Origin of the sequence: Actinomadura sp. NBRC 104425 (genome assembly GCF_030269545.1) — a bacterium.
GTDB lineage: Bacteria > Actinomycetota > Actinomycetes > Streptosporangiales > Streptosporangiaceae > Spirillospora > Spirillospora keratinilytica.
This window is the reverse complement of sequence record NZ_BSTN01000001.1, coordinates 497,119-519,669: the sequence shown is the minus strand read 5'-3', so window position 1 is coordinate 519,669 and position 22,551 is coordinate 497,119. Positions and strand designations below refer to the sequence as shown.

Annotated in this window: 23 protein-coding genes and 3 pseudogenes; 13 read left to right on the top strand and 13 right to left on the bottom strand. The window is 72.1% G+C overall.

What is annotated here, in order from left to right; all coding sequences use genetic code 11:
- The first annotated feature begins 22 nt into the window (after nt 1-22).
- The 3 genes and pseudogenes from QSK22_RS02400 to QSK22_RS02390 form a co-directional block, all read left to right on the top strand.
- Complete coding sequence (locus QSK22_RS02400) at nt 23-835, top strand: glycosyltransferase (protein WP_285492229.1); 813 nt, start codon at nt 23-25, stop codon at nt 833-835.
- Complete coding sequence (locus QSK22_RS02395; protein WP_285492228.1) at nt 832-2,145, top strand: glycosyltransferase family 4 protein; 1,314 nt, start codon at nt 832-834, stop codon at nt 2,143-2,145. Before QSK22_RS02400 ends, QSK22_RS02395 begins: the two co-directional genes overlap by 4 nt.
- A 57-nt stretch (nt 2,146-2,202) precedes the next feature.
- Nucleotides 2,203-5,334: pseudogene (locus QSK22_RS02390) on the top strand (alpha-(1->3)-arabinofuranosyltransferase domain-containing protein); the annotation flags it as partial.
- Nucleotides 5,335-6,376: 1,042 nt separating this feature from the next.
- On the opposite strand, the gene QSK22_RS02385 reads toward QSK22_RS02390, so the two are convergent.
- Nucleotides 6,377-7,636: an acyltransferase family protein gene (locus QSK22_RS02385; protein WP_285492227.1), complete on the bottom strand. Its 1,260-nt coding sequence runs from the start codon at nt 7,634-7,636 to the stop codon at nt 6,377-6,379.
- 201 nt (nt 7,637-7,837) lie between these two features.
- Between QSK22_RS02385 and pgfA the strand changes: the two genes are divergently transcribed.
- Together pgfA and QSK22_RS02375 are read left to right on the top strand one after the other, a co-directional pair.
- Nucleotides 7,838-9,028: a cell envelope lipid trafficking protein PgfA gene (gene pgfA, locus QSK22_RS02380; RefSeq protein ID WP_285492225.1), complete on the top strand. Its 1,191-nt coding sequence runs from the start codon at nt 7,838-7,840 to the stop codon at nt 9,026-9,028.
- Nucleotides 9,029-9,125: 97 nt separating this feature from the next.
- Complete coding sequence (locus tag QSK22_RS02375) at nt 9,126-10,241, top strand: NAD(P)H-dependent flavin oxidoreductase (protein WP_285492224.1); 1,116 nt, start codon at nt 9,126-9,128, stop codon at nt 10,239-10,241.
- 93 nt (nt 10,242-10,334) lie between these two features.
- Here QSK22_RS02375 and QSK22_RS02370 read toward each other — a convergent pair whose 3' ends face one another.
- Both QSK22_RS02370 and QSK22_RS02365 read right to left on the bottom strand, forming a co-directional pair.
- Nucleotides 10,335-10,538, bottom strand: a complete 204-nt coding sequence (locus QSK22_RS02370; RefSeq protein ID WP_285492223.1) for a hypothetical protein — start codon at nt 10,536-10,538, stop codon at nt 10,335-10,337.
- Nucleotides 10,535-10,843, bottom strand: coding sequence for a DUF6247 family protein (locus QSK22_RS02365; RefSeq protein ID WP_285492222.1), 309 nt, complete (start codon nt 10,841-10,843; stop codon nt 10,535-10,537). Before QSK22_RS02365 ends, QSK22_RS02370 begins: the two co-directional genes overlap by 4 nt.
- A gap of 257 nt (nt 10,844-11,100) precedes the next feature.
- Here QSK22_RS02365 and QSK22_RS02360 point away from each other — a divergent pair, with 257 nt between their 5' ends.
- Nucleotides 11,101-11,694 (top strand): class I SAM-dependent methyltransferase, encoded by a 594-nt coding sequence (locus QSK22_RS02360; RefSeq protein ID WP_285492221.1) that lies wholly within the window; start codon nt 11,101-11,103, stop codon nt 11,692-11,694.
- On the opposite strand, the gene QSK22_RS02355 is transcribed toward QSK22_RS02360, so the two are convergent.
- Nucleotides 11,681-13,702, bottom strand: coding sequence for an NACHT domain-containing protein (locus QSK22_RS02355; RefSeq protein ID WP_285492220.1), 2,022 nt, complete (start codon nt 13,700-13,702; stop codon nt 11,681-11,683). The two genes, QSK22_RS02360 and QSK22_RS02355, sit on opposite strands and share 14 nt — an antisense overlap.
- Before the next feature lie 190 nt (nt 13,703-13,892).
- On the opposite strand from QSK22_RS02355, the gene QSK22_RS02350 reads away from it, so the two are divergent.
- Both QSK22_RS02350 and QSK22_RS02345 read left to right on the top strand, forming a co-directional pair.
- Complete coding sequence (locus tag QSK22_RS02350) at nt 13,893-14,417, top strand: DedA family protein (protein WP_285492219.1); 525 nt, start codon at nt 13,893-13,895, stop codon at nt 14,415-14,417.
- A 195-nt stretch (nt 14,418-14,612) separates the two neighbouring features.
- A complete protein-coding gene (locus QSK22_RS02345; RefSeq protein ID WP_285492218.1) occupies nt 14,613-14,903 on the top strand; it encodes a hypothetical protein in 291 nt (96 codons plus the stop codon).
- Here QSK22_RS02345 and QSK22_RS02340 read toward each other — a convergent pair.
- A complete protein-coding gene (locus QSK22_RS02340; RefSeq protein WP_285492217.1) occupies nt 14,881-15,189 on the bottom strand; it encodes a hypothetical protein in 309 nt (102 codons plus the stop codon). The genes QSK22_RS02345 and QSK22_RS02340 overlap by 23 nt on opposite strands.
- A gap of 121 nt (nt 15,190-15,310) precedes the next feature.
- Between QSK22_RS02340 and QSK22_RS02335 the strand changes: the two genes are divergently transcribed.
- The 4 genes and pseudogenes from QSK22_RS02335 to tnpA all read left to right on the top strand — a co-directional run.
- Nucleotides 15,311-16,123 (top strand): helix-turn-helix domain-containing protein, encoded by an 813-nt coding sequence (locus tag QSK22_RS02335; protein ID WP_285492216.1) that lies wholly within the window; start codon nt 15,311-15,313, stop codon nt 16,121-16,123.
- A complete protein-coding gene (locus QSK22_RS02330) occupies nt 16,120-16,314 on the top strand; it encodes a DUF397 domain-containing protein (RefSeq protein WP_285492215.1) in 195 nt (64 codons plus the stop codon). The genes QSK22_RS02335 and QSK22_RS02330 overlap by 4 nt, the downstream gene beginning before the upstream one ends.
- Nucleotides 16,315-16,428: 114 nt before the next feature.
- Entirely contained in the window at nt 16,429-16,578 is a 150-nt protein-coding gene (locus tag QSK22_RS33645) for a DUF397 domain-containing protein (protein WP_352231398.1), read from the top strand.
- Nucleotides 16,521-16,739: pseudogene (gene tnpA / locus QSK22_RS02325) on the top strand (IS200/IS605 family transposase); the annotation flags it as partial. The gene QSK22_RS33645 and the pseudogene tnpA, both read left to right, overlap by 58 nt.
- A 53-nt stretch (nt 16,740-16,792) precedes the next feature.
- Here the strand turns inward: tnpA and QSK22_RS02320 are convergent.
- The 4 genes from QSK22_RS02320 to QSK22_RS02305 all read right to left on the bottom strand — a co-directional run bounded on the left by QSK22_RS02320 (nt 16,793) and on the right by QSK22_RS02305 (nt 19,467).
- Complete coding sequence (locus tag QSK22_RS02320; RefSeq protein WP_285492214.1) at nt 16,793-16,978, bottom strand: hypothetical protein; 186 nt, start codon at nt 16,976-16,978, stop codon at nt 16,793-16,795.
- Nucleotides 16,979-17,053: 75 nt separating this feature from the next.
- The gene (locus QSK22_RS02315; RefSeq protein ID WP_285492213.1) at nt 17,054-17,290 is read right to left on the bottom strand and encodes a hypothetical protein; all 237 of its coding nucleotides are present in this window, start codon (nt 17,288-17,290) and stop codon (nt 17,054-17,056) included.
- 147 nt (nt 17,291-17,437) lie between these two features.
- On the bottom strand, nt 17,438-18,235 hold the full coding sequence (locus QSK22_RS02310; protein WP_285492212.1) for an RpnC/YadD family protein: 798 nt from the start codon (nt 18,233-18,235) through the stop codon (nt 17,438-17,440).
- A 572-nt stretch (nt 18,236-18,807) separates the two neighbouring features.
- On the bottom strand, nt 18,808-19,467 hold the full coding sequence (locus QSK22_RS02305; protein WP_285492211.1) for a TetR/AcrR family transcriptional regulator: 660 nt from the start codon (nt 19,465-19,467) through the stop codon (nt 18,808-18,810).
- 95 nt (nt 19,468-19,562) lie between these two features.
- Between QSK22_RS02305 and lipP1 the strand changes: the two genes are divergently transcribed.
- Nucleotides 19,563-20,501: a LipP1 family hormone-sensitive lipase gene (gene lipP1, locus QSK22_RS02300; protein WP_285492210.1), complete on the top strand. Its 939-nt coding sequence runs from the start codon at nt 19,563-19,565 to the stop codon at nt 20,499-20,501.
- A gap of 235 nt (nt 20,502-20,736) precedes the next feature.
- On the opposite strand, the gene QSK22_RS02295 is transcribed toward lipP1, so the two are convergent.
- The 4 genes and pseudogenes from QSK22_RS02295 to QSK22_RS02280 form a co-directional block, all read right to left on the bottom strand.
- Nucleotides 20,737-20,928: a hypothetical protein gene (locus tag QSK22_RS02295; RefSeq protein WP_285492396.1), complete on the bottom strand. Its 192-nt coding sequence runs from the start codon at nt 20,926-20,928 to the stop codon at nt 20,737-20,739.
- Between the two features lie 95 nt (nt 20,929-21,023).
- Nucleotides 21,024-21,215 (bottom strand): annotated as a pseudogene (locus QSK22_RS02290) (ABC transporter permease); the annotation flags it as partial.
- Nucleotides 21,216-21,357: 142 nt separating this feature from the next.
- Nucleotides 21,358-21,630, bottom strand: a complete 273-nt coding sequence (locus QSK22_RS02285; protein ID WP_285492209.1) for a GntR family transcriptional regulator — start codon at nt 21,628-21,630, stop codon at nt 21,358-21,360.
- 204 nt (nt 21,631-21,834) lie between these two features.
- Nucleotides 21,835-22,497, bottom strand: a complete 663-nt coding sequence (locus tag QSK22_RS02280) for a DUF4097 family beta strand repeat-containing protein (protein ID WP_285492208.1) — start codon at nt 22,495-22,497, stop codon at nt 21,835-21,837.
- Nucleotides 22,498-22,551: the final 54 nt, after the last annotated feature.

The window sequence follows — 22,551 nt, the reverse complement described above, 5'->3', positions numbered from 1 at the left end:
CCGTCCGCCGTCCGGAGGCCCCATGGCCGCACCCACCTCCGGCCCCGCCGTCCTCGAAATCGTCGTCCCGGCCTACAACGAGGCCGAGCGGCTCCCGGCGGGGCTGTCGCGGCTGTGCGCCGAGCTCGCCGCCCTGCCCGTCGCCGCGGGCGTCATCGTCGTCGACAACGCCAGCACCGACGGCACCGCCGCCATCGTGCGCGGCTGGGACGGGCCCGTCCCGGTCCGGCTGCTGTCGTGCGAGCGGCGCGGCAAGGGCGCGGCCGTGCGCACCGGAATGCTCGCCACCCGCGCGCCCTACGTGGGGTTCTGCGACGCCGACATGGCCACGGAGCTGTCGGCGCTGCGCCGCGTGCTGGCGCTGCTGAGCGCGGGACGGCCGGTCGTGGTCGGGTCGCGGCGCCACCCCGACTCGGTCGTCGACGGGTACGGCCGGCCGCTGCGCCGCCTGGGCGCCATCGTGTTCAACCGGCTCGTCCGCGACCTTGCCGACGGGGTGACCGACACCCAGTGCGGCTTCAAGTTCTTCGCCGGCCCGCTGGCCCGCGCGGCCGCCGCCGACCTGCGCACGACCGGGTTCGCGTTCGACGTCGAGCTGCTCGCGCACTGCGTGCGGCGCGGCGCGTCGATCACCGACGTCCCGGTGGTGTGGCACGACCGTCCGGGCAGCACGTTCTCGGTGCGCCGCCACTCCCTGGAGTGCCTGCGCGACCTGCTGCGCATCCGCACGGGCCCGGCGGCCCGCGCCCGCGCAGGCCGGGTCGGGCCGCCGGTGCCCGCCGCCCGCGCGGAGCCCGCCCCGCTGCCGACCGTCGCGGGCGCCGGACGCGGATGACAGCCGATCTGGCCGGTCTGCGCCTGGCGGTCGTCAACTGGCGCGACCCCCGGCACCCGGCGGCGGGCGGCGCCGAACGGTACGCCTGGGAGCTGGCGCGGCGGCTGGCCGCGCGCGGCGCCCGCGTCCGCTATGTGACGTGCCGGGCCCCCGGGCAGCGCCGCCGCGAGGTCGTGGAGGGCGTGCGGTTCACGCGGCTGGGCGGCCGGTTCACCGTCTACCCGCTGGTGCTGGCGTGGACGGCGGTGCGGCGCCGGTCCCTCGACGCGGTGATCGACTGCCAGAACGGCATCCCGTTCTTCACCCCGTGGGCGCTGCCCCGCCGGGTCCCGGTGTTCTGCGTGGTGCACCACGTGCACGACGCCCAGTTCGGCCTGTACTTCCCCGGGTGGCTGGCGCGGATCGGCCGGTTCCTGGAGGGGCCGGTCAGCCGGTGGACGTACCGGCGGCACGCCTTCGTGGTCGTGTCACCGTCCACTCTGCGTGCGGTGCGGGACCGGTTGGGCTGGGACGGGCCGACATATGTCGTGCCCAACGGCGTGGCCTCCGCTCCCGTTACGCCGCCCGCCGACCTGCCCGAGCGCGGCGACCCCGAGCTGGTGTGCGTGACGCGGCTCGTCCCGCACAAGCGGACGCGCCGCCTGCTCGACATGGTGGAACGCCTGGCCGCCTCCCATCCCGCTCTGCGCCTGCACATCGTGGGCGACGGGCCCGAGCGGGCGGCCCTTGCCGCCGAGGCCGCCGCCCGGGGGCTCGACCACACGGTGACGCTGCACGGCTACGTGCCCGAGGACGTGAAGGCGGCTCTGGTGGCGCGCGCCGACCTGCACCTGAGCGCGTCCCAGGGCGAAGGGTGGGGGCTGAGCGTCATCGAGGCCGCGGCGCACGGCGTGCCCACGGTCGCCTACGACGTCGACGGCCTGCGCGACGCGGTCCGCGACGGAGTCACCGGCTGGCTGGCCGCCCCCGGGGAGCCGCTGGCGGACGTCGTCGAACGCGCCCTGAAAGAGCTGGGCGACCCGTCGCGGCGGCAACAGGTCGCCGACGCGTGCCGCCGCTGGGCGGGCGAGTTCGACTGGGCGCGCACCGCCGACCGGATGGCCCGCCTGGTGACATCCGCCGTCCGCGCGGGGACGGCGGCCACCGGCGACAAGCGCGCGCTCGTCGTCGCCCATGATGGTGCCGTGCAGGTGGTCGAGGGCCCCGTCCGCGACATGCTCGTGGCCGAACACGGCGGCGCGGTGCGGGTGCTGCGGACGGCGACCCCGCTGGAACGCCTCCTCGGCCACCCGGAGGACGGTTCTCCCTGACGACCTCGCCGCCGAAGAGACCAAGTGTGGGGATCCAGGACAGGAACGGGGGGCGAGATGGCCGTGGGTGAGGCGGACGCGGCCGCTGCCGGGGACGCGGCCGCCACCGCCCCGCCGCCCGCGCCCGGGGCGGACGCCGGGGACGCGGCGGCGCGGCTGCGGGACCGGCTGCGCGCCGCCGTGTGCTGCCTGGCCCTGACCGCGCTGGCCTTCTCCACCCGCCCCGGCATGATCCTCGCCGACACAAAGATCGACATGCCGGTGCGTCCGCTGGCGTTCCTCGGCCGGGCGCTGCACCTGTGGGACCCCGAGCAGCTCGGCCAGCTGCAGAACCAGGCCGTCGGCTACCTGTTCCCGATGGGCCCGTTCTACGCGCTCGGCGACCTGGCCGGCATGCCCGCCTGGATCACCCAGCGGTGGTGGCTGTCGCTGCTGATGTGCACGGCGTTCCTCGGCGTCCGCCGGCTGGCCGCGCGGCTCGGCATCGGCACCCCCGGCGGCCGCCTGCTGGCCGGGATGGCGTACGCGCTGGCGCCCGGCGCGGTGGCGGCGCTCGGGCAGCTGTCGTCGGAGTACATGCCGGTCGCGATGCTGCCGTGGATCGTGCTGCCGCTGGTCGGCGCGGTGCGCGGCGGCGGCCGGATCCGCGCGGCGGCCCGGTCCGGGGTCGCGGTGGCGTGCTGCGGCGGCATCAACGCCACCGCGACGGCCGCCGTGCTGGTCGTCCCCATCCTGTACCTGCTGACCCGGCCGCGCCGCGCCCCCCGCCTGCGCGTCCTGGCGTGGTGGTCGGCGGCGGTGTCGGCGGCGTCCCTGTGGTGGCTGGTCCCGCTGCTGCTCACCGGCACGTACGGGTTCTCCTGGCTCACCTACACCGAGAAGGCCGCCACCACGACCGGCCCGACCGGGCTGGTCAACGTGCTGCGCGGCGCCGAACGGTGGATCAACTACCTGGTCGTGGACGGCACCGTGTGGTGGCCGCTCGGCAACGGCCTGGCGCTCGACCCGCTGCCGATGGCCTGCACCGGCGTCGTCGCGGCGCTCGGCCTGGCCGGGCTGCTCGGCCGGCTGCTGCCCGAACGCACGTTCCTGCTGGTCGCACTGCTGACCGGGCTGGCGATCATCACCGTCGGGCACGGCGGCGACCTGCCCGGCCCGTTCGCCGCGCAGCTGCGCGACCTGCTGGACGGGCCGCTGGCGCCGCTGCGCAACCTGCACAAGTTCGACGCGGTGGTGCGGCTGCCGCTGGCGCTCGGCCTGGCGCACCTGCCCGTCATGGCGGCCGCCGCGCGGCGCGGCACCGGCGCCCCGTCAGCCCTGCGGTCCCGTGCGCGGACCCTGCTCACCGCGCAGACCGCGGCGATCGTGGCCGTCGGCGGCATCGGCGTGACGGCGGCCCGGCACGGGCTCTCGGGGCCGGGCGAGTTCCCCGACGTGCCCGGGTACTGGCGGGACGCGGCGTCCTGGCTCAACGCGCGCGCCGGACGGCAGGCCGTGCTGGCGCTGCCCGGGTCGTCGTTCGGCGAGTACCTGTGGGGGCGGCCGATGGACGACATCGTCCAGCCGCTGCTGACGGCGCGCTGGGGCGTGCGCCAGCTGGTGCCCGCAGGCTCCCCCGGCTACACGCGCGCGCTGGACGCCGTCGACCGGCAGGTCGGATCGGGGCGGGGCTCGCCCGGGCTGGCGCAGTTTTTGGGGCGCATGGGCGTGCGGTACGTCCTGGTCCGCAACGACCTGCGCCGGGAGACGCTGCGCGGCGCCTGGCCGGGGCGGGTGCGGCAGGCGCTCGACGCCTCGCCCGGGCTGCGCCGGGTCGCCTCCTTCGGCAAGCCGGTGGGCGGCGCGGCCGTCGACGACGCGGTCTCGGCCCTCGACCAGCCGGTCGCGCCGCTGGAGGTGTACGAGGTGTCCGGCGCCGACCCGGTGGTCACGCTCGCGGACGCGACCGACCCGCCGCGCGTGTACGGCGGTCCGGAGTCGCTGCTTGCCATGGCGGACGGCGGCGTGCTGCCGGACCGTCCCGTCCTGCTCGACGACGACGCCTCCGACCTGCGCGGATCCGCGGCGGTGAGCGACTCGCCGCGCCTGGTGCAGCGCGACTTCGGCGAGCTGGACCACACCTCGCACACCCTGACCGCCGCCGAACGCGGCAAGGCGTCCGACGTGCTCGACGACGGCTGGCAGCGTTACGCCACCGTCGCCGAATACACCGGGATCCGCAACGTCACGGCGTCGTCGTCGGCGTCCGGATTCGACGGGGTGCCGCAGGCGCACGACCCGTCCGCCACCCCGTACGCCGCCGTCGACGGGAACCCCGCCACCGCCTGGAAGACCGGCGGCTGGAACGGGCCGGTGGGGCAGTGGCTCCAGATCGACTTCGCACGCGCCCGCGAGATCGGCGTGCTGACCGCCGCGTTCGTCCGCGACGACGAGCTCGGCCCCGCCGTCACGCGCGTCGCCGTGCAGACCGAACGCGGCGTCCTCGAGCAGGCCGTCCGGGCCGACGGCAATCCGCAGCAGCTGCGCGTCCCGCAGGGCGCGACCCGCTGGGTGCGGCTGCGCATCACCGCACTGGCCTCGCAGCCCGCGTTCCCGGCGCTGGCCCGCGCGGGCGTGGCGGAACTGGCCGTGGACGGGCTGACTGCCGGCCGCACCTACCGCCTTCCGAACGTCCCGGCGTCCACGTACGTGATGAGCCGCACCCCCGGAGGCGCGCCCGACTGCATGAAGGGCTCCCAGCGCTGGGTGTGCTCGGACGACCTCGGCGTCCGCGACGAGGAGGGCGGCGGCTTCGACCGCACGTTCACGGCCGCGGCGGCGACCCGCACGCGGCTGTCCGGCACGGCCGTGCTCACCGACCGGCGGCTCATCAGGCGGTACACCACCGCGCGCGGCGGTCCCTGGGTGGCCGCCACCTCCGTCATCTCCGACCACCCCGCGGCCCAGCCGCGATCGGCGTTCGACGGCGACCCCGCCACCGCCTGGATCGCCGACCCCGACGACGACGCCCCCGCCTACGTGCTGCGATGGCGCACACCGCTGCGCGTCTCCACGATCACCCTGCGGCGGCCGCCCGGCGCCAACGGCCCGGTGCGCGTCCGGGTGGAGGGGTACGGCGGACAGAGCCGCGAGGTGGTGACCGACGCGCAGGGCAGGCTGACGTTCGCGCCGATGACCACCGACCGGCTCACCCTGACGTTCCCCCGCGACGGGCGCCTGCAGCCCATCCAGATCAGCGAAGTGCACGTTCCGGGGCTGCGCGCGCTGCCCGACATCCGGTCGGTGCCGCTGCGGCTGGGCTGCGGCCTCGGCCCCGAGCTGCGGCTCGGCGGCGTCACGGTGCGCACGCGCGTCGAAGGCACCCTGGGCGACGTGCTGGAAGGCCGCCCCCTGCGGTTCACCGCCTGCGGGCAGGTCGCGCTGCGCGCCGGGGACAACCGCCTGGCGTCCGCGCCGCAGGACGCCTACCGCGTCGAGACCGCCGTCGTCGGCGACGGCACGGCGACGGCAACGGCGGCGGCCGGCACGGCGGCGGCGAATCGGCCCGTGCAGGTGCTGGAATGGTCGGCCGGGACGCGCCGCGTCCAGGTCGACGCCGACCGCCGCTCGTTCCTCACCGTCAACGAGAACTACAACAGCGGCTGGCGGGCCACCGTCGGCGGCACCGAACTGCGGCCCGTCCGGCTGGACGGGTGGAAGCAGGGCTGGGTCGTGCCCGCCGGGACGCACGGCGTCGTCCGGCTCACCTACGAGCCCGACCGCGCCCAGCGGGTGTCGGTGCTGGGCGGGCTGGCGCTGCTGCCCCTCCTGCTGCTGCTCGCGCTGTGGCCGTCCCGGCGCCGCAGGCCCGACTACGGGCCGCTGCCCGCCGGGCTGGGCTGGCCCGCCTGGGCGGCGCTGGCGGCCGCGGCCGGGCTGGGCGGCCTGATCTCCGGGCCGCCCGGTGCGGCGGTCGCGCTGCCCGTCGCGCTGGTGTGCGGCTGGGCGCGCACACGGGACGCGGCGTACGCCCGGGTCCTGGCGTCGCCGTGGGTGCCCGCCGTGCTGATGCTGGCCGGGACGGGATGCCTGATCGCCTCGGTGTGGCCGGAGATCACCGGCAATCCGGCGTCGCCGTCCGGCACCCTGGACAGCCTCGTCCCACAGCTGCTCGGCCTGGCCGTCGTCGGACGCCTGGCCGTCGAGCTGTGGCGGCCCGGCGCCCGCCGCCGCGCAGGCGGCGCCATCCGGCTCAACTGGGCGGCACCGGACCGGCGGCCGCCCGGCTCCGATTCCTCCGGCGGGCCTGCGTCCGCAGATCCCACGCCCGCGCCACCCGCTGAACCGGCCGCTCCACCAGCAAGTAGCTCACCGTCGCCGCTGCGATGGTCGCCGCCAGCAGAAGCGGAAGATCGGGCAGCAGATCGCCCCGGAACACCCGATCGCGCCACTCGTACCAACCGACGATGATCAGCATCTGCCACAGGAAGACGCCGTAGGAGACGCGGCCGAGGAAACGCATCACCGGGTTGCCGAGCGCCGCGCCGATCGCCGCGTGCCCGGGCGGCGCCAGCGCCACCGGCGCCACGAACGCCACCGCGCACAGCCCGTTCAGCACCAGGTCGAACAGCGAGGTCCACAGCGCGTCGGGCGTCACCAGGTCCAGCGGGCCCGTCACCGGGGTCGCGGCGATCACGTACAGCAGGGCCGCGCCGAGCCAGCACGCGCCCCACGCGTCGGCCACCGTGCGGCACACGTGCGCGACCGGGCGGCGCGTGTCCGTCCGCGCCCACACCGTGACCACGGCCAGGGCCATGCCGATCGCGAACCAGATGAAGAACCGCGGCACCCACAGGCCCAGCAGCGGACGCGGCTGCGGGACGAACATCGCCACCGTGTAGGCCAGGGACACGAACGCGTACGCGGCGAGGCCGTACAGCAGCCTGTGGGCACGCGCGTCGACGTCCCCGGACGGGGCGCGCCGCGCGTACCGGCCCAGCACGGCCGCTGTGGCCGGCAGCAGCGCGTACCAGGCGACCTCCACCGACAGGCTCCACATCTGCCCCAGGTGCGACGGCCCCAGGCTCGTGCCCCACCACGGGTGCGGCAGGTAGGTGTGCGTGAGGGTGAGCAGGAACGCCCACGTGCCGGTGTCGCCGATGTGGTCTTTCGCCACCAGCAGCATGAAGCAGACGACCACGACCCAGTAGGCGGGCAGGATGCGCAGCGCCCGCTTGCGCAGATAGCCGAGCACGCTGGGGGAGGGGTGCCCGAGCAGCACCGCCGCCGCCCAGGGACGGTAGAGCAGCAGCCCCGACAGTGTGAAGAACAGCGGGACGCCCACTTGGCCGCCGTTGAACAGCCAGGTGCGGCCGATGGCGCCGGACGTACTGGCCACGTGGTAGACGACCACGGCCAATGCGGCGACCGCGCGCACCCCGTCGAGCGTGCTCTGGTGCCCCGAGATCTGGGGCAGGCCGTCGTCGGACGGGAGGCGCTGCGCGGCGACCATGGCCCCGGAGCTTACCTGCCGGTAGCCTAACGGCGGGGCGTCTCCTCAGTTCAGCGACCAAAGCTCGCGAATCGGGGCGTCCGAAAAGCGGTTCGCGGCATCGGCCTATTAGACGGACCGTCCGAGCGGTCCGGTAGGGTGACGCGCACCACGCCGGATCCGGCGGTCCTCCCGGAGGTGTACGTGCGACGATCCGTCGGAATGGCCCTCATCGGCCTCGGCGCGTTCTTCCTGACGCTGGGCCCGCTGGTCCGGTTTTACGTGGCCGACAAGGTCCTCGTCGCGCCGCTCAACCGGTACGCGGTGACGCGGTTGGAGGCGCGCAACGCCACCTACTTCGACACCTCCACCCTCAAGACCCGCACGGGCGCCACCCTGCTGGCCACCAACACCCTGCGCGGGGACGTGCGCGCCAACAACGGCAACGACGACATCGCGGTGTGGGACTCCACGACCAACATCGTCGACACCGCCAACCCCGACCAGCCCATCCAGATCCAGAGCTACCGCATGGCGTTCGACCGCCGCACCTCCGAGCTGGTCAACTGCTGCGGCGTCAACGTCGACGGCGACGGCAGCGTCCGCATGTCGGGGTACGGGCTGCTGTTCCCGCTCGGCCGCGTCGAGAAGGTCGACTACCCGTTCTTCGACATGACGACCAAGCAGCTGGCGCCGATGCGCTACGACGGCGAGGACACCGTGCAGGGCATGACCGCCTACCGGTTCGTCCAGCAGATCCCCAACACCCGGACCTCGTCCCTGGACGTCAAGATCCCCGGCAACCTGCTCGGCCTGGGCAAGAACAGCCCGCCGCAGAAGGTCGACCGCTACACCCAGGCGACCAACACCGTCTGGGTGGACCCGCGCACCGGCATCCCGGTCCGGCATCGGCAGAACATCTACAGCACCGTGCAGACCCCCGACGGCCGCGGCCGCATGGTCACCGCGCAGGCCGACCTGAGCACGATCGAGCGCGACCAGCAGTCCCTGGTCGACCTGGCGAACGCCAACGCCCTCAAGATCTCCATCTTCCGCGGCTACCTGCCGTTCGGGTCCCTGGCCGCGGGCCTGATCCTGCTGGTCGTCGGCGGCCGGCTGGCCCTCACCGCCGCCTCGCGCCGCCCGACCGCGCCCCCGCCGCCGCGCCGCCCCGACGGCCGTTTCAAGACGGTGCCCGCCGCGCCCAAGCCCGCCGCCGGGCCGCCGCCGGCACCGTCCGCACCGTCGCCGCCGCCTGCGCCGCGCGCCAAGGCCCCGACGGCCGCCGCGGCCGCCGAGCCTTCCGCGGGCGGCGCCGCCTCCGGGGCCGCCCCGTCCCGGAGCCCCGCCGCGCAGGCCCCGCCCCGCCGCCCGCCGGCCCCGCCCGGCTCCTACGCCGCCCGGCACGGCTGATACCCGTTCTAAGAACGGCTTCCAACGCCGACCAACCAAACCAAAACGTAAATAGAACCTGTTGCAGTTTCGGTGTCCGGCGCTTATGGTCGAGGCTGTGCGGACCCGAGTCACCGAACTGTTCGGCATCGAGTACCCGATCTTCGCGTTCAGTCACTGCCGCGACGTGGTCGCGGCGGTGAGCCGCGCCGGCGGCATGGGCGTCCTCGGCGCCCTGTACTTCACTCCCGAGGAGCTCGAACTCGAGCTGAAGTGGATCGACGAGCACGTCGGCGGCAGGCCCTACGGCGTCGACGTGGTGATGCCCGCCAAATACGAGGGCGCCGACGTGGGCGACGCGTCCGAACTGGTCGCCCGGCTGCAGAGCATGATCCCCGACCGGCACCGGCAGTTCGTCGAGGACCTGCTGGCCGAGCACGGCGTGGAACCGCTCGGCGAGGAGGGCGCGGGCAAGGTGCTGCTCGGCTGGACCGACGCCACCGGCCGCCCGCAGGTCGAGGTCGCCCTCCGGCACCCGATCGCGCTGCTGGCCAACGCCCTCGGCCCGCCGCCCGCCGACGTCGTCGAGCAGGCCCACCGGCGCGGCGTGAAGGTCGCGGGCCTGGCCTCCAACGCCCGGCACGCCCGCAAGCAGGTCGCGGTCGGCGTCGACATCATCGTCGCCCAGGGCACCGAGGCGGGCGGTCACACCGGCGACGTGTCCACCATGGTGCTGATCCCCGAGGTGGTCGACGCGGTCGGCGCCGACACCATCGTCCTGGCCGCCGGCGGCATCGGCAGCGGCCGGCAGGTCGCCGCGGGCATGGCCCTGGGCGCCGACGGCGTGTGGACCGGCTCCATCTGGCTCACCGTCGACGAGGCCGACACCCCCGAGCGGCAGCGCGCCAAGCTCCTGGCGGCCACCTCCCGCGACACCGTCCGCTCCCGCTCCTGGACGGGCAAGCCCGCCCGCATGCTGAAGACCGCCTGGACCGAGGCGTGGGAGAGCGAGAAATCCCCCGGCCCGCTGCCGATGCCCATGCAGTTCATGCTGATCTCCGACGCCCTGCGCCGCATCAACCGCTCCGGCGACGGCGAACTGGCCACCTTCCCCGTCGGCCAGATCGTCGGCTCCATGAACCAGGTCAAACCCGCCGCCCAGGTCGTCTACGAACTCATGGAGGAGTACATCGAGGCCATCGAACGCCTCAACACCCTCACCAACGCCGACTGACCCGCCGGCGGGGCGCCCCCACCGCCCCGCCCTGTGCCTTCATCCCAGCCAAGTGATGTCGGTGATGCGCAGGATTTCCTCTTCTTCGAGGACTTAGAACGTCAAAAGCCCCTGGGCGTCGTCCCCGAAGAACGCCTGCCGCACGAAGGTCTCGCCGCGCCGCACCGGCACGGAGTCCCAGGGAGCCTCAAGCAGCTCCAAGATCCGCTCCAGGAGCGGCCCGTGCACTACCTCCTCGGGCAGGCCGTTCAACTCCAGCAGTGCGCGCCCGAAGAACCCGCCGAACTTGAGTGTCACAGGCGTCCCGCCCAGCCGGGAATCTGGTCGGCCCCGACGAACTCTTCGTCCCGTCCTTCCTTGGCGGCCCGGATGGCCTCCTCGTAGTGGGGATGGGAATACGCCACCGAGCGCAGGCGCCAAAGATGCAGTACTTCGCGAATGCGCTTGAACTGGTCGAAGTCGTGTGCTGCTTCCAGGGCCGCGTCATAGTCGGCCCGGAAGTCCTTCCGGAACCGCGGCGGCAGCGCCTGAAAGATCGCGGCCGGGTCGTAGCCGGGGTCGTGCGGCTGCTCGGGCGCGGGGTCCACGGGCTGAGCGGGCATGGCTGCCAGCGTACTCGTGGGGATGCTCTCGTCCTGGGCCGTCGTCGGCCGCGTCATCACACTCTGGCGCCGAAGATACCAGCACAGATAGCGCCTTGAAGTCATATCGCTACTATCAGTGCCTGACATGTCCTCTCGGCCCTGTCCGGACGTCACGGCGGATTCCTGTCAGCCACTTATCCCATGGGCGCCGTAGGGGTGTGGATCGGTCATCGCGGGGCATCGCTCCTCGAATCCGCCGCGTGTACGCTCGCGTGATGGGCCATGACGCGGGGGTCTTCCTACGGGAGTTCCTTCGGGATCCCGCACGTGTCGCAGCCGTCGCGCCGAGCGGGCGGCGGCTGTCGGAGGTCCTCGCCGGTGCCGTCCCCCGCCGCGGAGTCGCGCTCGAACTCGGGCCCGGCACCGGCGCCGTCACCGACCACATCCGGCACCGGGAACCGCGGCGGCACCTCGCCGTGGAGGTCAACCCGCGGCTCGCCCGGCTGGTCGCGCGGCGGTGGCCCGACGTCGAGGTCGTCTGCGCCGACGCCGCCGAACTCGGCCCGGCACTGGACGCCTGGGGCGCCGCACGCGTCGACGCGGTCGTCAGCAGCCTCCCCTGGGCGTTGATGCCGGACGCCCAGCAGCGCACCATCATGACCGCCGTACAAGCCGCGCTCACCGATGACGGCTGCTTCACCACCTACGCCTACGTCCACGCGCTATGGATGCCGCCTGCCCGCCGCTTGCCGCGGCTGCTGCGCACGGCCTTCACCCACGTCGCAGTCAGCCCGGTCGTATGGGCCAACGTGCCACCGGCCGTCGTGTACCGGGCGCGCGCCCCGCGCCGGGACGTCAAGGGTTGTTAGCCGGGCCGGCCAGCGCCTCCCGCACGAGCTGATGGCGGAACTCGTACGCGGCCCCCACCTGCCGCAGCGCCCCGCGGCGGTGCGCCTCCTCCAGAAACGCCAGCGTCCGCCAGGGCAGTCGGCGGCGCGGCACCAGGGCGAGCCGCGCGAACGTGTAGTGCACCCACGCGATGGCCCCCACGTTGTCAACGCGGAACGCCAGCAGCCACACCGGGCCGTAGAAGAAGGCCCCCGACAGCCCGCAGAACAGGCCGAAGGCGGCCCCGTACCACGCGTCCACGGCGAACCCCACCACACCGCCGGTCGTGACGCCGTAGGTGAGGCCGAACACCAACGCCACACGGATGTCCTGGTACAGCAGCCGCCGGGGCGTCACCGTGCGGACGGTCGCGTCCGGCGCGGCCCACGCGTACACGAAACCGATGGGCACCCCCAGGAACAGCCCCGCGGGCACGCCGAGCGCCAGCCCTTCCCGGATGCTGCACACGACCACCGCGATGGCGCCGACCTCAAGCCCGCCCATCACCGGCGCCCACAGTTTGCGCAGCCTGCCGAAGTACAGGGCCGACGGCGGCGGCAGCGTCCGGATCGCCGCAGCCGCCATGGCCAGTGCGAACACCGCCCCGATGGCCAGCCCAGCCCAGCGGCCCCACAGCAGGTTGAAACCGAGGCCGATCGCCGGGCCGATCGCGGCCGCGCCGAACATCGCCGACAGCACCCGGTCCGGGCCGCGGGCCAGCTGCGACAGCTCCCACCAGCGGATCTGCTTCTCATCCGGCGGCAGGGCCCCGGCAAGGTAGCGCAGCCAGCGTTCGGCCTCACGGCTGTCCCAGGAGCCGCGCTGATCGTCGTCAGGAGGCGGCCGGAACAGCGCCGGGATCAAAGCGTGCGCCAGATGCCGCTCGATGGCCTTCTGGGTCGGGAACGCGTTCGGGCGGATCAGCTCCGCCGGGTTGCGGTCGGGATGCTGGTACACGTCGCGGGCCAGCGACACCATCAGCGGGCTGCGCAGCGTCTGCGCCAGCCGGCCCTGCGGACGGCGGCGCACGCGCTCCAGCACGGGGATCCACCGCCGCGCCTGCTGGGGCGCATAACCGTAGGTGAGGAACTCCAGATCCAGATCGCCTACGGTGAGGGGCTCGATGGTGGCGTGCGCCGCACCGGCCACGGTCATGCCGCTGTCGCGCAGCACCTCGTCGTACTCGTCGGTGCGGCAGGTGAGCACGATGTCGGCCAGGTCGGCGCGCTCGATCTCGCGCAGGGCGCGGGCGCGCTTGTCGGCGGGGATCTCGTCCAGCCCGTCCATGACGAACAGCAGCGCGCCGCGCCGCTGCACCAGCCGCGCGGGCACGTCCGTGCCGAACCTGGCCCGGTTGCGCAGAAAGGGGTAGTCGTCGGCGAGGCGGCGCGCCAGCCAGCTCCGCAGGCCCTCCACCTCCGGGTTCCAGGACGCGAGCGAGACGTACACCGGCGCCGGAGCGGTGCCGCCCTGCGCATGCCACTGCTCGGCCAAACCGCGGGTGAGCAGCACGGCCAGCGCGGACTTGCCGCTGCCGACACCCCCGACGATCACCAGCCGCCCGGCGCCGGTGGCGGCGTAGGCGGCCACGACCTGCTCCGGGCCGTTCAGCTCGCGGACCTCGGCCGCCCCGGACAGCGCCGACGCCGACCGCGCCGACCAGCGCAACGTCAGCAGCCGGTCGTTGTCGCCGATGCCGCGGGTGGCGGCCTCGACGCGCCACTGCTCGGGGACCGCCTCGGTCAGCTCGCTCAACGCGAGCCGGAACCTGCGCGCGGGCTCCTCCTCGGGCGGCGGACCGCCAGCGCGGCGCTGGGCCCGCAGCGCCTGCACCGCCACGATGAACGAGAGCACCCCGGCGGTGCCGCCGACGACACTGGCGATCTTGTCCGCGTCGTCCAGGCTGGGAAGCAGACCCAGCATCCCCAGTACGGCGATGGCGGAGAAAACGAGGGCGCCGCCCAGCCATGCGAGCGGTCGCCTCCCCATGCCCCCATCATCGGCAATACCGCACGCCGGTGTCAGTGCCGTCACGTGCGCAGCCCACTACCGGCCATTTCGTCGCGCTGCGGCGTCCGCGCCTCCTAGACTCGCCGCAGTCTCGCCGGGAGGAGGCGGCGCCATCACCGGACTCCTCGACCGCCTCGCCGAACTTCCGCTGCCGCTGCTGCTGGCGACGGTGGCGCTGATCCTGGCCGCCGAGTCCGGTCTCCTCGCCGGCCTGCTGCTCCCGGGCACCGCGACGGTCGTGACCGCCGGGTTCCTCACCCATCCCGCGTACGGCGACCGCCCGTTCGGCGCCGTCGCGGCCACGGTCGTCGCAGCCTCGGCCGCCGGGGCGAACTACGGCTACGCGCGCGGCGACGGCCGGCTGACCGCACGGCTGACAGGGGCCCGCTATGCCCGCCTGCTCGCCCACGTCCGGACGCGCCCTCTTACGGTGACGTTCGCCGCCCACTGCATTGGCGGCCTGCGGACGCTGTTCCCACGCATGGCGGCGGACGCCTCCATCCCCTACCGCCGCTTCGCCGCCACCAACCTGGCCGCCGCATGCGTATGGGGTTCGAGCCTGACCCTCGCGGGCCATGCCTCGGGCACGGCCCTGGAACGCGTCCGCGCCGCGTCAAGCCTGCTGGGCCCGCCCCTCCTGCCGGCTGCCCTAGCCTGCTACGTGCTCTGGCGCGCCCTCCGCCTCCTCCGCTGACCGCCCCCCGCCGCGCCTCAAGGACGTCTGCGGGGGAACAGCACGGAGACGGCGACGCCGCCCACTCGACGACATGAACCGTGATGGCGGCCGCCCGTTGGCAAGGAAGGCAGGACCAACCCAACCGCCCCCACCCATCCTGCTCGGCTTCCACCATCTCGCCCGTCAGCGCGATCAGGGCCACAATCCAACGCCGTGGCGGTGTCGTTGACGCGGCGGGCGTCCTCGCCGCCCGCGCTCGCCTTCGTGGAGCAAGCACCGCGCCGGTCGCCATCGCCGCCGGCGCGGCGGGCCGGGTCCGCGGGGCCGGTGGGTTCGGCGGTCGCCGTCTTGGGGGTGGCCGGGGCGGCGCCGGTCGTGCCGGTGGTGGCCGTGGTGGTGGTCCGAGGTTGGGCGGTGCAGGCCGTACCGGCGGCGGGTCGGCCGGAGCGGGCGGGCGCGCTGGCGGTGCGGCTGGCCGCCGTCAGGCCCGCCGTCCGACGATGAGAGCCGCCGTGATGGTCAGCGCGGCGTCCTTGGCGTCGTCGGGGTCCATGACGTCCTCGGCGTCACCGATCAGCTCCCCGGATGGGTGGAAGCGGAACTGCCACCGGCAGCCGGTCTCGGCCGTCCGTACGCACACCACCAGCAGGGTCGGCCCCATCTGCACGGGGTCCCAGCAGCGCAGCAGCGTCGGCCGCAGGGTGTAGTCGATGATCCGCGCTCGCATGCCCACGTCGTCCAGCGCCAGCAGCTTGACTCTCCGCAGCCGACGCGCCTCCTCAGAGATCACGTTGCCTCCAGGTGATCATCTCGTCACTTTCCGTAAAGCGCCCTCAAGGCTGCGGCTGCGGACCTAGGGTCCGGAAGTACGTGAGCAGACACACGCCCGCGGTAGATACGAGGAGCCCCCCATGGAGCCCGAAGAGCGCGATTTCGACCCCAAGCAAAGCTGCGCCGCCGCGTTCGTCCAGCGCATGCGCCGCTACCGCGAACGCGACGGCCTCAGCCAGGCCGAGGTCGGCGCGGCCTGCAACGTCTCACCCAAGACCATCTCCGCCGTCGAGAACCTCCGCCGCCTCCCGACCCTCGACGTCAGCGTCAAACTCGACCGCCTCCACGAGACCGACTACTTCGAAGAGCAGTACTGGCACGTCATCCGCGAAGCGGGTTGGAACCTCACGTTCCAGAACTACTCGGAGCAAGAGGCCCAGGCCGACTCCGTCCGCATCTACGACCCGCTCCACATTCCCGGGCTCTTCCAGACCGAGCGGTACGCCCGGCAGCTGCTGAGCGCCGGGCAACGTGCGGACGTTCTCGATCAAGCCGTCGCCGCTCGCATGGGCCGCCAGGACATCCTCCAGCGAGACGAACCGCCGTTCATCACGGTGCTGATCAAGGAAACGGCGCTGCGTGATCCGGTCGGCGGACCCGAGGTGATGCGAGAACAACTCGCACACCTGCTCAAGAGCGCCAACGAGCCCCGCAACACTGTGCAGGTCATTCCCAGCGGCGCTCCGGTCTACGTGTCCAGCGGCTTTACCGTTCTTGGTTTCGCAGAGGGGAACGACGTCGCCTTTGTCGAGGGGGCATTGGGGCTCGGTGGAGTAGTAGCGCGGCCTATCGACGTGCACCGTCTGGCTGTACGATTCGACATGATCAAAGGTGAAGCACTCCCGGTCGGTGAGTCTGGGACACTGATCAAGTCGATCTTGGAGGCGCTATGAATCGCCACGCCCCCGTCTGGCGCAAGTCGAGCTATTCCGGGGAGGAGTCCAGCAGCACATGTGTTGAAGTGGCTGCCCTTGAAGCAGTGATCGGCGTTCGGGATTCCAAGGACCCCGACGGCCCTCACCTGCGCCTCGCCCGGTCTGCGTTCGCTGCTCTCCTGTCGCAGATCAAGTCTGGCGACCGCTGAAGCTGTAGTGATCGCTCGCCATGGAAAGGGGCGCCGGAGCGACTGCTAACGGGAGTGTCGGTGATCGACAGGTGATGCTTCCGTGGCGAATCCGGAGTCGATCAAGGAAACACCGTGAAGCACGCCGACCCTCTCTGGCGCAAGTCCAGCCATTCAGGTGAGGACTCTAGTAGCACATGTGTTGAAGTGGCTGTCGTTGAGGCGCTGATCGGTTTTACCTGCTGGTGGAGTACCCGCCGAAGGTTGCGGTGGCGACGCTGGTGAACTCGCTGAAAGGTGTGTCGTCCCGGCTACTGCGCAAGCACCACCAGGTCCGGACACATCGCAATCACCTGTGGTCGCCCTCGCACTTGGCCGCATCGTGTGGCGGTGCGCCACTGGAAATCGTCCGGCAGTACGTCGAGCAGCAGCGGCGACCGGGCTGAAGGTGCGGCTAACTTCGGCCTGAAGGCCGGGGCTTGCGCCGCAAACTCTCAGGTCAGAACCGGGGCGTAGCGGCCGCCCATGAATTGCTCGCATGATGCGACAGACGGAACGTATGACTGCCGTCCTCGTTGCGGGTCTTGCCGCTGGTGACCTCCGGCAGCCTGGCTTCTACCGCGAACCTGGCAGCTGACTTGCCCTCGAACACCTCCTGAGGAAACACGCAGTTGTTGCGCTGCACTCGATGACGCCCGAGGGCACCCCAGCGGCCTGAGCCTCGCGGCTCAGGCCGTGTTGGACGTTTGTGTCTGTTGTGTCAGTTGAACAGTTCGTCGGCTGAGGAGATCGTGGCGGCTCGGCGGACCCATGTCTCCAGTTGCTGGAGGTCCGTGCATGTGAGGACCCGCTGCCGCTGCTCGTCCGTCACCGTGATGCCGCGGGCCTCCAGGATCAGCAGCACGCTCTTGGCTTCCCCTTCGATCCTGCCCTCGGCGATTCCTTCGGCGATCCAGACTTGGGCGTCTTCGCTGTACCAGCGGGATGCGGTCTTCATCTTCCCCAAGGTCTTCCCGGCCGCCTCGCGTGTCTTGTCGAGCGTGTCGTTGCGCTGTACTTCGACGACGCCCGTTCACCTATGCCGGGCACGTCAGCGGCCTGAGCCACGCGGTTCAGGCCGAGTTGGACGTTCGTGCCCGTGGTGTCAGTCGAACAGTTCGTCGGCCGATGTTGCGGTGAGTGCACGGTCGACCCACGCCTCGATCTGTTCGAGGTTCCTGCACTCGCTGATGCGCTGCTGCTGCTCCTCGGTGATGTCGATGCCTCGGCTGCGCAGAATCTGCAGGAGGATCTCGGCCTTGCCTTCAGCCTTGCCCTGGGCCTTGCCTTCGGCGATTCCTTCGGCGATCCAGGCTTGGGCGTCTTCGCTGTACCAGCGGGATGCGGTCTTCATCTTCTCCCTCAGGGTCTTGCGGGCCGCCTCGGGGAGCAGGGCGCTCACCCAGTCATAGTAACGGCGTGCTGTCAGCCGGTCCGCTTCTGCGATCTTGTCGTGCCCCTGGACGACCGCGTCCAGGGTGTCGTCGGGGCCGGCGTGGAACATCGCCGACAGCACGCCCATGGCCGGGTCGGCGGCGATGGCGTCCGGGTCGGTCATCACCGGGACGTGTTCGGGGCGCAGCACCAGGGGGGTGAGGTCGTATCCGGGGTGGCCGGTCTCGATGGTGGCCGCGCAGGCGCGGGCGACGGCGGGTTGGGGGGCGATCACCAGGAGGGTGGCGGGGCATTCGTGGCGGGCGCGGAGTGTGGCCAGGTACAGCGGCCAGGTGTACTGCTTGTCGTGGAGTCTGTCGTTGCGCTGCACCTCGACGACCACGCCCCAGGGGCCGTCCTGGGTTTTGAGCAGGACGGCGGCGTCGGCCATGTATTCGCTGGTCTTGTGGTCGGTGCATGATTCGGAGACCTCCGAGGCGTCGTGTATCTCGGAGATCTCAATTCCCATTTCGGTCAGGAGGTGTCCGGCGATCCGGGGGGACCATCGGAACAGCTCGGCCGGTATGTCGTGTAGCTGCGATGGCATGCACGGGACACTATACGCATTCATCTGGCTACTCAGTGCAAACGGCGGTATGCGGTGGAAGATGCGTTTTGTCACCCAGCGCAGGTTGCAGATGATGGCGGGGGTGCCACGGGTCCGCAGCAGCTGGCGGACGCTCCGGCTGCTGTTCAACCCGCATTCGAGAGCAACCGCAGCGGAACGTCAGGCCATTTCCTGCGGATCTTGGCAATCAGTTCTTGAGTACAGGCGGGCGGCCCTGCCGTGCGCCGGGAAGGCGGCCGCCCGCCCATGTCCGATGCGGCGCTCCACCGACGTCGCAATGTGCCGAAAGCTGTACCGACCGGCAGTGCGGACAGCCGCCACACCGAGCTCGCCTGCCAGCAGCAGGCCGGAAACCCCTTGGAAAAAGCGCACTGTCGCAGGCCCATCATGATCCACCGGACACGCCCTGGTGCTGCGACGGCGGGTGCTGGTGGTGGGCGCTCGGCGCGCCAGAGCGGGGGACTGGGCTGTGTTCAGTGGTCGGTGGGGCGTACGGCTCGGGCGGCGGCGACGCGGTCGGCGATGTGGTCGATGACCACGTTGACCGCGCGGCGGTACGGGGTGGCGTCTTGGTTCACCTGCGACAGGAGCATGCCGCCTTGGATCGCGGCCAGCAGTGCGACCGCGAGCGCCGCGACGTCCTCGTCGGGCGGCAGGTCACCGCGCTCGCGCATGCGGGTGAGCCCGGATTCGATCGCCGCCTGCCACTCGGCGAACGCCTTGGCCAGGCCGAGGCGGGCTGAGGGGTCGCTGTCCGACAGTTCGCTCGCGAGCGAGCCGATCTCGCACCCTCCGGCGCAGCGCACCGCGTCCAGGCGGACGGCGGCGCGTTCGCACCATTCACGCAGTGCGTCGATGCTGTCGAGGTTGTCGAGCAGGGGCCGCTGCTGTTCGAGCTTCACGGTGCTCTGGTACTCGATCACCGCCGCCGTGAGGCCCTTCTTGTCGCCGAAGTAGTGGTAGATCTGCGAGGCGCTCACCTGGGCGTGGCGTTGCACATCGGGGATGCTCGTGCCGGCGACGCCCTGCTTGAACATCAGCTCGGCGGCGGCGCGCAGGATGCGGTCTCGCGTGCGGCGGCCGCCCTCGGTGCTCGCCGCCTTGCTCTGGGTCTCGACACCGCGCGTCTGCATGTGAGCCAGCCTACCAAGCATTGGAATTGACTTTCCAATCTCGTCGCTCGTACGGTTGGAGTGTTCATTCCAAGATCGCTCGAAAGGTGAAGCCCATGGCCCTCGACCCCCAGATCCAGGCCGTGCTCGACGACCTGGCCGCGACCCCCGCGCCCGCACCCAACACCCTCACCGTGGCGGAGAACCGCGCCGCCGGCCGCGCGTTCGCCTCGTTCGCCGGTGACGTCGTCCCGGTCCGGGAGGTTCGCGACACGGCCTTCCGCAACGGCGACCACGACGTCCCGGTCCGCATCTACACGCCCGAGACGGTTCCGGTGGGTTCGCTTGCGCCGGTGACGGTGTTCTTCCACGGCGGCGGCTGGGTGTTCGGCGACCTCGATAGCCAGGACCACTACGCCAGGGTCGTCGCGACGCGGTCGAAGACCATCGTCGTCTCCGTCGACTACCGCCTGGCACCGGAGCACCGGTTCCCGGGCGCTGTCGAAGACGCCTACGCGGCGCTGCAGTGGGTAGCGCGGAACGCGAGCTCCTTCGGTGCCGATCCGCAGCGCATCGCCCTGTTCGGGGAGAGCGCAGGAGGCAACCTCGCCGCTGTCACCGCGCAGGAAGCGAAGCGGCGCGGCGGACCGGCCGTCACCTTCCAGGCCCTCGCCTACCCCGCAACCGACCGTTTCGATGACAGCCCATCGATGTATGACCACGCCGCAGGCCCCCTGCTGACGCGCCCTTGGCTCGAATGGTTCTGGGGCGCCTACCTGAACACCCCCGACGAGGGCGCCGATCCCCGCGTCTCCCCGCTGCGCGAGCGGGACCTGACCGGGCTTCCGGCCGCGTTCATCGTCACTGCCGAGTACGACCTGCTGCGTGACCAGGGCATCCGGTACGCGGACGCTCTCCGCGCGGCCGGGGTGCCGGTGACGCACCGACCGGTCGCGGGTGTGCCCCACGCGTTCCTGTCCTTCACCCGCGACGTCCAGGTCGCGCGTGACGTGCTGAACGAGATCGGCGACGCCATCGGCGCGGCCTTCGCGTGATGCCGGGCCGCCCGCCACCCTTGACATACCTCAGGGCCGTCGGGGCGGAGGGGCTGACGGCCCTGATCGGGCGGGACTTGGTCAGGACGCGTTGAAAGTGTGCCCGGCCCGCAGGTAGGGGCCATGCGCAAGCCGCGCCCACCTGCGGCTTCGCCCTCGAAGCCGCATCATCACCCTGGAGGTATCGCAACCCCAGCACGCCCTTGACGGGGTCGCCGCAGATCAGGCCGCATCATCACCCTGGAGGGATCGAGACGCCGGCCATCCCGGCGCACCAGGCGATGGCGGCGCTGTTGCCGACCGGGGCGCCGAGGAGGAGGCCGCGGACGGTCTCCGGCTGGTACTTGGCGAACCAGCGCAGGGCGGCGGGCATGGAGTCGGTGGGAACGAAGCCGTTGCCGAGGAAGGGCGGGAAGACCAGGCGCATTGGGGCGTTGCCGGCGGCCTCGGGGGCGGGGACTTCAGGCCGAGGGCGACCGCGAGCCAGGTGACGGCCATCGCGAAGAGGGCGAACAGGCCGGTGGCGGCCGGCCATTCGACGGGCGTGGCGTCGGGGCGGAACCCGATGGCCAGGGCGATGCCGACGAGGACCGCCGCGCAAAGGAGCTGCTGGACGGCGCCGGCGACGACATGGCCGGTGAGGACCGACGCGCGGGAGATCCGCATGGTGCGGAAGCGGGCGATGACGCCTCCGGTCATGTCGGTGGCGACCATGACGGCGCTTCCGGTCGCGGCCGCCATGAGCAGGATGCCGGGGACGACGTAGACCACGTTGGCGTCGCGGCCGTGTACCGTCCGCCGGTGCGTGCATGACCGCAACGGGCGGCACTCAGTTCTCAGGGGGTGTCCCCGTTTCCTATTTGAGGTCGTCTTGTTCAGCGCTGCTCAAATCCTCGGCAACGAACGTCCCGAGACCATGCACGCTGACAGTCCATCCGCCTTCGCGGAGCACGCGTAGTGTCGCGTCGGCGGTGCGGAGGGACACGCCGACACCTTCCGCGATGCTCCGCGCGGATGGGATGCGCTGACCAGGTTTGAGCCGCTCGGCTTTGATCTCCGCGATGATCGCGTTCGCGATGATCCGGTACGCCGGGCGGGGTTGCTCAAGGTTGATCGCGGTCAGGTCCACACGAACACCATTACACGGCGAGAACGGAGTCAAGCGAAAACAAGGTGGCCCCGCACGGCGACGCAACCGCCGTGCGGGGCCTAGAGCGAACCTGACCGTCCCTTCAGGGGCGGCCAGGTCGACGCCGTCCAGCACGACTTTGTCGCGGTAGGACTTGCGCAGCTCGTTCGCCTCGATGGGCGGGTTGGTGATGGTGGCGCTCCGTCAGAGGCTGCGGGCGGCGATGTCGCCGTGGGAGGTGGTGGCGTGGATGTCGAGGACGGCGGTGCCGTCGTTGTTGAGGGCGTTGCTGACGCGGCCGTGTCCGGTACCGGCGTTCAGTGAGGCCGAGACGCCGGGGGCGGCGCCGACCGAGATGTCGCCGGACCGGGTGCGGAGCACGACCTTGCCGCGCACGGCCTCGGCGATGCGGATGTCGCCCCGCTGGGTGCTGATCTCCGTGGGGCCGCCCAGCCTGCCGACCTCGACGTCCCCGTCGGTCGCGGTGAGGCGGACGCTTGCGGCCTCGTCCAGCTTGATCTGGCGGTAGGCGCCGTCGAAGGCGACGTCGCCGAGGCGGCCGACGGTCCGGAACTCGGCACCGGCCGCCCTGCCCTCGACCCGGGAGCCGGCGGGCAACTGGATCGTCACCTCGATGGCCCCGGAGGGGCCGAGGTACTGGTTCTTCTGCGGCGTCTCAATCCGCAGCACCCCGTCGGCGTATGCGACCCCGGTCTGCTCCGCCGCCTTCACGTCGCGGCTTTTGGAGGCGTTCGCGGGCCGGATCTCCACCGCGGTGTCGGCCCGGTCCGCGGCGATGACCTGGACGCGCCCGGCGGGGACGTCCAGGACGGCGGAGATGGGGGCGGGGGTGTCGAACGTGTGCATCGGGCTCTCCTCGTGCCTGCGGTTTCGTTTCGAACACTGAAAACGCTACGTTGC

What these genes read in the sequence shown, in the direction of transcription:
- QSK22_RS02400 (WP_285492229.1), top strand. Translation starts at nt 23, where the DNA reads ATGGCCGCACCCACCTCCGGCCCCGCCGTCCTCGAAATCGTCGTCCCG.
- QSK22_RS02395 (WP_285492228.1), top strand. Translation starts at nt 832, where the DNA reads ATGACAGCCGATCTGGCCGGTCTGCGCCTGGCGGTCGTCAACTGGCGC.
- QSK22_RS02385 (WP_285492227.1), bottom strand. Translation starts at nt 7,636, where the DNA reads ATGGTCGCCGCGCAGCGCCTCCCGTCCGACGACGGCCTGCCCCAGATC.
- pgfA (WP_285492225.1), top strand. Translation starts at nt 7,838, where the DNA reads ATGGCCCTCATCGGCCTCGGCGCGTTCTTCCTGACGCTGGGCCCGCTG.
- QSK22_RS02365 (WP_285492222.1), bottom strand. Translation starts at nt 10,843, where the DNA reads ATGCCCGCTCAGCCCGTGGACCCCGCGCCCGAGCAGCCGCACGACCCC.
- QSK22_RS02360 (WP_285492221.1), top strand. Translation starts at nt 11,101, where the DNA reads ATGGGCCATGACGCGGGGGTCTTCCTACGGGAGTTCCTTCGGGATCCC.
- QSK22_RS02355 (WP_285492220.1), bottom strand. Translation starts at nt 13,702, where the DNA reads ATGGGGAGGCGACCGCTCGCATGGCTGGGCGGCGCCCTCGTTTTCTCC.
- QSK22_RS02335 (WP_285492216.1), top strand. Translation starts at nt 15,311, where the DNA reads ATGGAGCCCGAAGAGCGCGATTTCGACCCCAAGCAAAGCTGCGCCGCC.
- QSK22_RS02330 (WP_285492215.1), top strand. Translation starts at nt 16,120, where the DNA reads ATGAATCGCCACGCCCCCGTCTGGCGCAAGTCGAGCTATTCCGGGGAG.
- QSK22_RS02315 (WP_285492213.1), bottom strand. Translation starts at nt 17,290, where the DNA reads ATGAAGACCGCATCCCGCTGGTACAGCGAAGACGCCCAAGTCTGGATC.
- QSK22_RS02310 (WP_285492212.1), bottom strand. Translation starts at nt 18,235, where the DNA reads ATGGGAATTGAGATCTCCGAGATACACGACGCCTCGGAGGTCTCCGAA.
- QSK22_RS02305 (WP_285492211.1), bottom strand. Translation starts at nt 19,467, where the DNA reads ATGCAGACGCGCGGTGTCGAGACCCAGAGCAAGGCGGCGAGCACCGAG.
- lipP1 (WP_285492210.1), top strand. Translation starts at nt 19,563, where the DNA reads ATGGCCCTCGACCCCCAGATCCAGGCCGTGCTCGACGACCTGGCCGCG.
- QSK22_RS02295 (WP_285492396.1), bottom strand. Translation starts at nt 20,928, where the DNA reads ATGCGCCTGGTCTTCCCGCCCTTCCTCGGCAACGGCTTCGTTCCCACC.
- QSK22_RS02280 (WP_285492208.1), bottom strand. Translation starts at nt 22,497, where the DNA reads ATGCACACGTTCGACACCCCCGCCCCCATCTCCGCCGTCCTGGACGTC.